8 protein-coding genes are annotated in these 10017 nt (G+C 63.5%); 1 reads left to right on the forward strand and 7 read right to left on the reverse strand.

What is annotated here, in order from left to right; all coding sequences use genetic code 11:
- Positions 1 to 2 precede the first annotated feature (2 nt).
- Positions 3 to 968 carry an ABC transporter permease gene (locus AACS24_RS01210; RefSeq protein ID WP_033115673.1) on the forward strand — a complete coding sequence of 322 codons (966 nt, stop codon included), beginning with the start codon at positions 3 to 5 and terminating at the stop codon, positions 966 to 968.
- Between the two features lie 422 nt (positions 969 to 1390).
- Here AACS24_RS01210 and mgtE read toward each other — a convergent pair whose 3' ends face one another.
- The 7 genes from mgtE to AACS24_RS01245 all read right to left on the reverse strand — a co-directional run.
- On the reverse strand, positions 1391 to 2815 hold the full coding sequence (gene mgtE, locus AACS24_RS01215) for a magnesium transporter (protein WP_108572108.1): 1425 nt from the start codon (positions 2813 to 2815) through the stop codon (positions 1391 to 1393).
- 344 nt (positions 2816 to 3159) lie between these two features.
- On the reverse strand, positions 3160 to 4560 hold the full coding sequence (gene cysG / locus AACS24_RS01220) for a siroheme synthase CysG (protein WP_108572109.1): 1401 nt from the start codon (positions 4558 to 4560) through the stop codon (positions 3160 to 3162).
- Positions 4561 to 4572: 12 nt separating this feature from the next.
- Entirely contained in the window at positions 4573 to 5385 is an 813-nt protein-coding gene (nirC, locus tag AACS24_RS01225) for a nitrite transporter NirC (protein WP_108572110.1), read from the reverse strand.
- 57 nt (positions 5386 to 5442) lie between these two features.
- Positions 5443 to 5760, reverse strand: a complete 318-nt coding sequence (gene nirD, locus AACS24_RS01230) for a nitrite reductase small subunit NirD (RefSeq protein WP_108572111.1) — start codon at positions 5758 to 5760, stop codon at positions 5443 to 5445.
- Positions 5760 to 8306: a nitrite reductase large subunit NirB gene (nirB, locus tag AACS24_RS01235; protein WP_181364276.1), complete on the reverse strand. Its 2547-nt coding sequence runs from the start codon at positions 8304 to 8306 to the stop codon at positions 5760 to 5762. Before nirB ends, nirD begins: the two co-directional genes overlap by 1 nt.
- Positions 8307 to 8601: 295 nt before the next feature.
- Complete coding sequence (locus AACS24_RS01240) at positions 8602 to 9690, reverse strand: ABC transporter permease (protein WP_108572113.1); 1089 nt, start codon at positions 9688 to 9690, stop codon at positions 8602 to 8604.
- A 3-nt stretch (positions 9691 to 9693) separates the two neighbouring features.
- The coding region (locus AACS24_RS01245; RefSeq protein ID WP_258223045.1) for an ABC transporter permease at positions 9694 to 10017 on the reverse strand (324 nt) is incomplete at its 5' end.

Here is a 10017-nt window from a genome sequence, read left to right on the forward strand (position 1 = left end):
TCATGTTTGAAATTCTGATCCTGATGCTGGATGCGACCATTCGTACCGCGCCGCCCCTCATTCTGGCCGCCATGGCCGGCATGTTCTGCGAGCGCTCCGGGGTGGTTAACATTGCGCTGGAAGGCAAACTGCTGGCGGCGGCGTTCGCCAGTGGTGCGGCGGCAGCGGTCTCCGGTTCCGCCTGGGTGGGACTGGGTGCCGGGATTGCCATCTCGGTGCTGTTTGCCCTGATGCACGGCTTTGCCACCATCACCCACCGCGGTGATCAGGTGGTGAGCGGGATGGCCATCAACATTCTGGCGGCCGGTCTGACCGTGACGCTGGGCCGTTACTGGTTCGATCAGGGTGGCCAGACGCCGGCGCTCTCCGGCGATGCCCGCTTTGCTCCCATCGACTTCCCCTATGCCAAGGAGCTCTACGATGTGCCGGTGATTGGCCAGCTCTACAGCGAGCTGCTGAGCGGCCACTCCCTGCTGGAGTACGTGGCGTTCGCCTGCGTGCCGCTGGCTTGGTGGGTGATGTTCCGTACCCGCTTCGGTCTGCGGCTGCGGGCGGTGGGTGAGGCGCCGGCTGCGGTCGATACCGCCGGTATCTCGGTGGTGCGGATGCGCTACACCGCGCTTATCATCGGCGGCCTGCTGGCCGGTATCGGTGGCACCTATCTGGCGGTAGCCCAGACGGCCCAGTTCATCCCCAACATGAGTGCGGGCAAGGGCTTTATGGCGCTGGCGGCACTGGTGTTCGGCAAGTGGCGCCCCTGGAACGCCATGGCAGCCTGCCTGCTGTTCGGTTTCCTCGATGCGGTCGCCATCCGTCTGCAAGGGGTGACCATCGGCGACTTCCCGATCCCGGTACAGGCCATCGAGGCACTGCCCTACATCCTGACCGTGTTCCTGCTGGCCGGCTTTATCGGCCGCGCCGTGGCGCCCAAAGCGCTTGGTACACCCTATGTGAAGGAGCGGGAGTAGCGCCCTTTGGCGCGATATTCCCGACCACCCAGATAACAGCAGGCCCACTTCGGTGGGCCTGTTTTTTTATGGCTACTGCGGCGTGGATACTGTGGCCAGCCTTGCCGGGTGGGCGGTCAGTGGCCTTTGGTGTGGTCTATTTCGTTCGTCTGTAATGGTTGGTTACAGATCTCCATTCGACGGCCGCGTGATCTCTCCATTAAATTCAGCAGTGATTCATTACGGCTCTCGATATTACGCGTTGGCAAGGAACTGTAATCCTGAGTACGAGGATCGCCGCATGCTGTCAGCCTGAACAGCAGGTATGCGGGGATTGGTGGCTGGCAAGCAGCCGTAATGACGTCCAAATGTTTTCCTCTCCGTTTTCACCCCGGCTATGCCGGGGTTTTTTATTGGAGAGGAGGGGATTTTCCTGTGCAGGGTCAGAGCAGGAACAGGGTGGCGAGGCCGAGGAAGATAAAGAAGCCGCCGGTGTCGGTGATGGCGGTGATCATCACGCTGGCCCCCACCGCCGGGTCGCGGCCGAGCCGGTTCATGGTCATGGGGATAATGACCCCCATCAGCGCCGCCACCAGCAGGTTGAGCACCATGGCCAGGGTCATCACGGCGCCGAGCGCTGCATCCTGATAGAGCAGGAAGGTCGCTACCCCCATGGTGCCGCCCCACACCAGCCCGTTGATCAGCGCCACCCCAAGTTCCCGCAGCAGCAGGAAGGAGAGGTTGCCCGCCTGAATATGCTGCAGCGCCAGCGCGCGCACTATCATGGTGATGGTCTGGTTGCCGGTGTTGCCGCCGATCCCTGCGACGATGGGCATCAGGGCCGCCAGTGCCACCAGTTGCGAGATGGTGTGCTCGAACAGGCCGATCACCCGCGAGGCGACAAAGGCGGTGCAGAGGTTGATGGCAAGCCAGGCCCAGCGAGTCTTGACCGCCTTGGAGACGGGCGCGAACACATCCTCCTCTTCACTGATACCCCCCATCCGGCGCAGGTCGGTGTCGCTCTCTTCATAGACCAGATCCACCACCTCTTCGACGGTGAGGCGACCCATCAGCTTGCCCTTGCCATCCACCACGGCGGCGGAGAGCAGGTCATCCCGCTCGAAGGTGCGGGCGGCTTCTTCGTCGTTATCCTCCGGATCGAAGGTGACCGGGTCCTGCTCCATCACCGCATTCACCCTGGTATCCGGCTTGTGCAGCAGCACTGTGGTGAGCGGCAGTTCCCCCAGCAGGTGGTTGCGCCGGTCGATGACGAACAGTTTGTCGGTGTTGGCGGGGATCTTGCCGCGCAGGCGCAGATAGCGCTGCACGGTGGCGAGCGTCACCTCGGGGCGGATGGTGATGATCTCGAAATCCATCATGGCGCCGACGGTATGCTTGCCGTAGCGGATCATCTCGCGCACCCGATCCCGGTCGGCGGGGGCCATGTAGGTCAGCAGCCGTCCCATCAGGTTGCGGGGCAGATACTGGCCCAGATAGATCTGATCGTCGATATCCAGGGTGCGCAGGGCATCGAGCAGCTCTTTGTCGCTCATGCCGCTGATCAGGCTGTCCCACACCGTCTCCGACGCTTCGACCAGAGTCTGGCCGCGCTTTTCTTCACTCACCAGCGCCCACAACACATGGCGCTCATCCGGCGGCAGCGACTCCAGCGCATCGGCGATATCGGCGGCGGGCAGGCTGTTGACCAGCCGGGTCAGCTCGCTGGTCTGGTCGCGCTGTTCGGCATCCTGCACCGCCTGCGGATCGAGCAGGCTATCGGTGAGGGCGTCATCGCGCAGCAGCAGGGTGAGAATGCGGGATCTGTCTTCCGCACGCTGCCTGGCGCTGTTTTTGATGGGAAGAGACATGGAGAGGTTCCTGAGCTGGTGGCCATGGGGCCGAATAGCCATAGGATACCAGACTTAAAACAACAGGTTATGACGGTGCGCAGTGGTGCAGAGATTTATCCGGCAGAGATCGGCCAACTGCTTGGCGCAGGCGCAATGGCAGGGGGAGGGCGGTTTGGGGGTGGAAATGGCTCGGTATAAATTTTATTTATGGGTTTTCCCTGAATGGCCTAACTTTAACTTATAGCTAGTAGGTTGATCCCTTCAGCCCGTTTCAATGCTCACAGATTGCCAGCCATGGCCATCGCCCGATCCCGGTAAGAGGGTTGCTCGGCCGGGATCGGGTGACGGACACATTCAAATGGTCAGGCGAGGGCTCGCTGAGCCTGTGGTGCCGCGCCAAACCAGGCAAGCTGGTCCGCCAAGGTCACCACAGATCCCACCATGATGAGGGCAGGACTCTCGACCCCCACCGCCAGCGCGGGCAGCTCATCGAGGGTGCCGCGAATGACCCGCTGGCAGGGCTGGGTGCCGCGCTCGATCAGCGCCACCGGGGTGTTGCCCGCCTTGCCATGGGCCAGCAGCTGCTCGCGGATGGTGGCGCAGGAGGAGAGCCCCATGTAGAACACCAGTGTCTGCTTGTCCTTGGCCAGCAGCGGCCAGTCGAGATCCCGGGCGCCCCCCTTGCCATGGGCGGTAACGAAACGCACGCTCTGGGCGTGATCGCGGTGAGTCATTGGAATACCGGCGTAGGCGGCGCAGCCGCTGGCCGCGGTGATGCCGGGCACCACCTGAAAGCCGATGCCTGTGCCGACCAGCGTCTCCAGCTCCTCGCCGCCACGGCCGAAGATAAAGGGGTCGCCCCCCTTGAGTCGCACCACCCGCTGCCCCTTCTGCGCCTCCTCTAGCAATAGCTGGTTGATCCCCTCCTGCGGCACGCAGTGGTTGCCCGCCTGCTTGCCGACGAAGATGCGCTTGGCATCGCGGCGTACCAGCGCCATCACCTCGTCGGAGACCAGCCGGTCATAGACCACCACGTCGGCCTGCTGCATCTGGCGCAGGGCGTGCAGGGTGAGCAGGCCCGGATCGCCGGGGCCGGCTCCCACCAGCACCACTTCGCCACTGGAGTGGCTTTCATCGGCAAACAGGTTGTCGGCCAGCTGATTGGCAGAGGCACTATCACCGCGGGCCAGTGCTTGGCCGAGCCGATCCGCCCCGAGCAGCCGCTCCCAGAAGCGACGCCGCTCGCCCATGGTGGCGAAGCGGGCCTTGACCCGATCCCGCAGGCTGCCGGCGAAGGTTGCCACGGCGCCAAGATGTTGCGGCAGCAGGGCTTCGAGTTTTTCCCGCAGCAGCCGGGCCAGCACCGGCGCCTTGCCGCCGGAGGAGATGGCCACCATCAGCGGCGAGCGGTCGATGATCGACGGCATGATGAAGCTGGAGCGCTTCGGGTCGTCCACCACGTTGGCAAAGATCCGCGCCTGATTGGCGCTCTGGTAGACCAGCGCGTTCACCTCGCGCCGATCGGTGGCGGCCACCACCAGCCACTTGCCCGTCAGTTGCGCCGGCGTGAATTCACCGGCCAGCCACTCGATGCTCCCGTTGGCAGCCAGTTCCGCCAGCTCGGGGTCGAGCTCGGGCGCTACGACTGTGAGGTGGGCACCGGCATCCAGCAGCAGGCGCGCCTTGCGCTCCGCTACCTCGCCGCCGCCGACCAGCAGCACGGGTTTGTTGTCGAGTCGGCAAAAGATGGGCAAGTAGTCCATGGGGCCTCCGGATCAGGCGGTTCGGGTCTGGTTGGCGGTGCTGGTGGTCTCGCTCACTGCGACCGGGCGCTCCGCCTTGGGGGTGGCATACCAGTAGCCGAGGCCCATAAAGAGGGCGCCGGAGACGGTGTTGCCCAGGGTCACCCACAGCAGGTTGTGGCCGATGCCGCCTAGGGTGTAGGCCTCGGAATGGGCACCAAACCAGGAGAGGGCGAACAGGGTCATGTTGGCGATGGAGTGCTCGTAGCCGGAGGCGATAAAGGCCAGCAGGCACCACCAGATGGCGATGAAGCGGGCGGCCCCTTCGGTGCGCAGCGCCATCCAGATAGCGAGGCAGACCAGCCAGTTGCAGAGGATCCCCTTCATAAACAGGGTCAGCGCCGGGGCCTGGGTCTTGGCCAGTGCCACCTTGTGGGCCAGACTGCCTGCGTCCGGCAGCAGGCTGCCGCCGTAGGAGTAGATCAGCGCCACCACGACGGAGCCAATCAGATTGCCGGCCCAGGTCTGCGGCAGGATGCGCAGCAGGTCGGCCATGGTGATCTTGCCCGTTTTCACCCCGAAGGTGAGGAACATGGTGTGGCCGGTAAACAGCTCGGAGCCGGCGATGATCACCAGCGTCAGGGCGATGCCGAAGGTGGCCCCCATCACCAGCGGCCGGATGGCGGGATCCACCAGATTGCCGAGGGTGAAGATAAGGATGATGCCGAGGCCCACATAGGCCCCCGCCATGGCGGAGCTGAGCCAGAAGCCGAGCTTGTCGCTGCGCTCGAAGCGGTTGATGCGGGCCGCGTTGGCGGCGCACTTGTTGATGGTTTCCGTGTACATCTTGTGAGTCCTTGAAAGGGCTGCCCACAGGCAGCCCGAAAGAGAGTGAAATCGGCGTTAGACTGCGACCCAGACCTGCTGATCGCGTACTTCAACGGGGTAGCTTTGAACCGACATGGCGGGATTGTCGAAACAGTGGCCATCGCTCAGGCGAAAGCGCTGCTTCTTGAGCGGGCTGGCCACCCAGAGCTCGCCGTCGTGTTCGCAGATCAGGCCCCGCGACAGCACGTTGGCGGCGAAGAAGGGATCCCGGTTGTCGATGGCGAACACCTCGGCGGCCGCGCTCGGGCGGAACAGGGCGATCTGACGACCCTCGATCAGAGCGCAGACGCCGGTTCCCGGCAGGATGTCGCTGAGTTGGCAGGCAAGTTTCATCATTTGGTTTCCACCTCGATCTGGTAGACGGGGATGCGCTCGGCCGGAGTGGCGGGTCTGTGCTGGTCGCGTTCGCTGACGAACTGAACGTCCGGGTCGCGCTTGTCGCTGTTGATGAAGTGGCTGAATCGCTTGAGTGCCTCCTCTTCGTTGAGGGTGCGCGACCATTCGCACTCGTAGCTGTCGATGAGGATCTGGATATCGCGCTCCAGCGTCTCGGCCAGTCCCAGCTTGTCGTCGACGATCACCTCGCGCAGGTAGTCGACGCCCCCTTCCAGATTGCCGAGCCAGACCGAGGTGCGCTGCAGTTTGTCGGCGCTGGTGACGTAGAACATCATAAAGCGGTCTATCAGCTTGATGAGGGTTTCGCGGTCGAGGTCAGACGCCAGCAGATCGGCGTGGCGCGGCTTCATGCCGCCGTTGCCGCCCACATAGAGGTTCCAGCCCGCATCGGTGGCGATGATGCCAACGTCCTTGCCCTGCGCTTCCGCACATTCGCGGGTACAGCCGGAGACGCCGAACTTCATCTTGTGCGGGGTGCGAATGCCCTTGTAACGGTTCTCGAGGAAGACCCCGAGGCCAACGCTGTCCTGCACGCCGAAGCGGCACCAGGTGCTGCCGACGCAGGTTTTGGCCATGCGCAGCGCCTTGGCGTAGGCCTGACCGGTTTCGAAGCCGGCCGCCAGCAGCTTGCGCCAGATGGCGGGCAGATCATCCTTCTGGGCCCCGAACAGACCGATGCGCTGGGCGCCGGTGATCTTGGTGTAGAGCTTGTAGTCGCGGGCCACTTCGGCCACCGCCAGCAGCCCTTCCGGAGTAACTTCGCCACCGGCCATGCGCGGGATGACGGAGTAGCTGCCGTCTTTTTGCATGTTGCCGAGGAAGATGTCGTTGGTGTCCTGCAGCGGGATATTGCGCGGGCTCAGCACATGCTCGTTCCAGCAGGAGGCGAGGATGGAGCCGACGGTCGGTTTGCACACCTCGCAGCCATAGCCCTGACCGTGTTTGGCCAGCAGTTCGTCGAAGCTCTTGATCCCCTCCACCTTGACCAGATGGAACAGCTCCTGACGGGAGTAGGGGAAGTGGGCACAGAGGTGGTTGTTGACCTCGATGCCCTGCTTCACCAGCTCGGCGTTGAGCACCTGACTGATGAGCGGCACGCAGCCGCCGCAGCCGGTACCGGCCTTGGTGTGTTGCTTGATGGCGGCCAGGGTGGTGTGACCCTCGGCCACCGCCTGAGCGATGTCGCCCTTGGAGACGTCGAAGCAGGAGCAGATCTGGGCGCTTTCCGGCAGGGCATCCACCCCCAGCGTCGGCTTGGCACCGGCGTAGGCGGGCAGGATCAGGGTATCCGGGTGGCTCGGCAGCGGCAGGGCATTGAGCATCATCTGCAGCAGGTTGCCGTAATCTTCCACGTCACCCACCAGCACGGCGCCGAGCAATCGGCTGTTGTCTTCGCTCACCACGATCTTCTTGTAGACGCCAGCTTGGTCATCTTGAAAGACATAGCTGTGGCTGCCCGGAGTGCGGCCGTGGGCATCACCGATGGAGCCGACGGAGACGCCGAGCAGCTTGAGCTTGGCGCTCATGTCCGCACCTTCGAAGCGGCTGTCGCCTCCGAGCAGGTGGGCGACGGTGATCTGGGCCATCTTGTAGCCCGGCGCCACCAGCCCGAAGAAGCGGCCCTGCCAGGCGGCGCACTCGCCGATGGCATAGATGTCGGGGTCGGAGGTGAGGCAGTGATCGTCGATGACGATGCCGCCACGGTCGGCGATGGCGAGATCGCCGTAGCGGCCGAGGGTATCTTGCGGGCGAATGCCGGTGGAGAAGACCACCACGTCCACTTCCAGTTGGCTGCCATCGGCAAAGGCGAGCCGGTGTTTCGCCAGCTCACCGCCATGCATCAGGATCTCGCTGGTGCTCTTGCTGGTGTGCACCTGCACGCCCATGGATTCAATCTTGCGGCGCAGCAGCTGGCCGCCCTGACCGTCGAGCTGCTCGGCCATTAGCACCGGAGCAAACTCCACTACGTGGGTCTCGAGGCCCAATGCCTTGATGGCACCGGCGGCTTCGAGGCCAAGCAGGCCGCCACCGATTACCACCCCGCTCTTGCCGCTTTTGGCGGCGTTGCGGATGGCTTTCAGATCCTCGATGGTGCGATAGACGAAGCACTCGTGGTGCTGGCTGCCTGCAATGGAGGGCACCCAGGGGTAGGAGCCGGTGGCCAGTACCAGCTTGTCATACCCGACCACAGTGCCCTTGTTGGAGTGCACTTCGCGGTTGGCCCTGTCGATTTTTTTCACCGCTTCGCCGAGCAGCAGGCGGATGCCGTGCTTGTCGTAGAAGCCGGGTTTGACGAGGGAGAGATCTTCACTGGTGTGATGGGAGAAGTAGGAGGAGAGATGGACGCGATCGTACGCAGGACGGGGTTCTGCACCGAAGACGGTGATCTCGTAGCGGCCCGGGTCGGTCCGCTCGATCAGCTCTTCGATGAAGCGGTGCCCCACCATGCCGTTGCCCACAACGACCAGTCTGACTTTGCTCATGATTGCCTCTAGTTTGGAGTAATAAAACATCATTCTGGGGCTAGGCTACCCAGTCAGTCGGGACGGGCAATTGATGCAAATCAAGTGTCTATTTATATATCTCGTCAGGGGTAATTCGATAAAATTCAAAGATATACAAAATTAGGTATACCAGTTGATGATTTATGAGCTGGCTTGGAGTGAGGGATGGTGGAGGGAAAGCCCGGTTTACCCACAGCCGGGGAGTGAAGACTTCTGGCGGAAAAAGCCGGTCTCGCACTGGGCGAGGCCGGCATCAGCTCAGCAAGGCGGCGTGTCAGGCGATATGGCGGCGGAACATGGCGAGCGCCAGCGACAGGGTGACACCGGCGATGGCGAGTAGCGGCCAGAGCAGGGGCCAGGCGGCCGACCAGTCGAACCCTTTGAGGAAGACCCCCTTGAGCAGCACGATGAAGTGGGTGAGGGGGTCGATGGCCGCCAGCCACTGGAATACTTGCGGCATGTTCTCCACCGGCGAGATGTAGCCCGAGAGGATCACCGCCGGGACGGTGAAGGAGAAGACTCCGAGAAAGGCCTGCTGCTGGGTCGAGCAGAACGACGAGATGAAGAGCCCGATCCCGGCCAGTGCCAGCCCGTAGCAGACCATGCCCGCCATCAGCAGGCTGAGGCTGCCGGCAAAGGGGAGGTGAAAGACAAAACGGGCGGCCAGCGCGACTATGCACCCTTGCCCCACCGCCACCATGATGCCGGGCACCGCCTTGCCCGCCATGATCCAGCCTGCGGTGAGGGGGGAGACCAGCAGCTGGTCGAAGGTGCCCTCCTCCCGCTCCCGCGCGACCGAGAGGGCGGTGACAATCAGGCAGCCGGTGGTGGTGATGATGGCCACCAGCGCCGGCAGGATATGCCAGTGGAACTCGACGTTGGGGTTGTAGAGGTTGCGCACCGCCAGCTCGGGTTGCCCCTTGCCCTCACTTTGCCAGCGGGCGATCACCTGACTGATGTAGCCCGCCGCTACCTGACCACCGTTGGAGCGGCGGCCATCGATAATCAGCTGTACCTTGGCCGGTTCGCCCCGCGCCAGCCGGCGCGAGAAATCCCCCGGAATAATCAGCCCGAGCAGTGCCTGCTGCCCGGTGATGGCCTCGGTCATTCCCGCCTCGCCCTGCACCGGGATGATGGTGGTGAAGGCGGGCATATGGGTGAGGCGCTCCAGCAGCTCGCGGCTCTGGGCGCCGTCATCCTGGTTGTAGATGGCCAGCGTGTTGCCGGTCACCTCCAGAGTGGCGGCGAACGGGAAGAGGGCGGTTTGCAGCAGCACCGGCATGATGAGCAGAAAGCGCCCCTGAGTATTGCCCATCAGGGCCTGCAGCTCTTTTCGGATCAGCCACCAGAGTCGGATCAGCATGGGTTACTCCAGAGTGCGCCGCGTCTTGCGGGCGGTCAGGGCCAGCCAGAAACCGGCCAGCAGTAGCAGACAGAAACCGTTGACCAGCAGGATCGAGAAGACGCTACCCGCCTGATAGAGGGTCTGCAGGGAGCTGGCGAAATAGCGGGCCGGAATGAGGTGGGTGATGGCCCGTAGCAGCGGCGGCATGCTGGCGATCTCGAACACGAAGCCCGACAGCATCACGGCGGGCAGAAACGCGGCGATCAGCGCTGCCTGCGCGGCGTTGAACTGGCTACGCATCACGGTGGAGAGGAACAGCCCGAGTCCGAGGGCGCTGCCGAGAAA

Origin of the sequence: Aeromonas sp. HMWF016 (assembly GCF_963878195.1) — a bacterium.
Classification (GTDB): Bacteria; Pseudomonadota; Gammaproteobacteria; order Enterobacterales; family Aeromonadaceae; genus Aeromonas; species Aeromonas lacus.

Bases quoted from the DNA above. Each gene is read 5' to 3' on its own strand.
- AACS24_RS01210 (WP_033115673.1), top strand. From the start codon at position 3: ATGTTTGAAATTCTGATCCTGATGCTGGATGCGACCATTCGTACCGCG.
- mgtE (WP_108572108.1), bottom strand. From the start codon at position 2,815: ATGTCTCTTCCCATCAAAAACAGCGCCAGGCAGCGTGCGGAAGACAGA.
- cysG (WP_108572109.1), bottom strand. From the start codon at position 4,560: ATGGACTACTTGCCCATCTTTTGCCGACTCGACAACAAACCCGTGCTG.
- nirC (WP_108572110.1), bottom strand. From the start codon at position 5,385: ATGTACACGGAAACCATCAACAAGTGCGCCGCCAACGCGGCCCGCATC.
- nirD (WP_108572111.1), bottom strand. From the start codon at position 5,760: ATGAAACTTGCCTGCCAACTCAGCGACATCCTGCCGGGAACCGGCGTC.
- nirB (WP_181364276.1), bottom strand. From the start codon at position 8,306: ATGAGCAAAGTCAGACTGGTCGTTGTGGGCAACGGCATGGTGGGGCAC.
- AACS24_RS01240 (WP_108572113.1), bottom strand. From the start codon at position 9,690: ATGCTGATCCGACTCTGGTGGCTGATCCGAAAAGAGCTGCAGGCCCTG.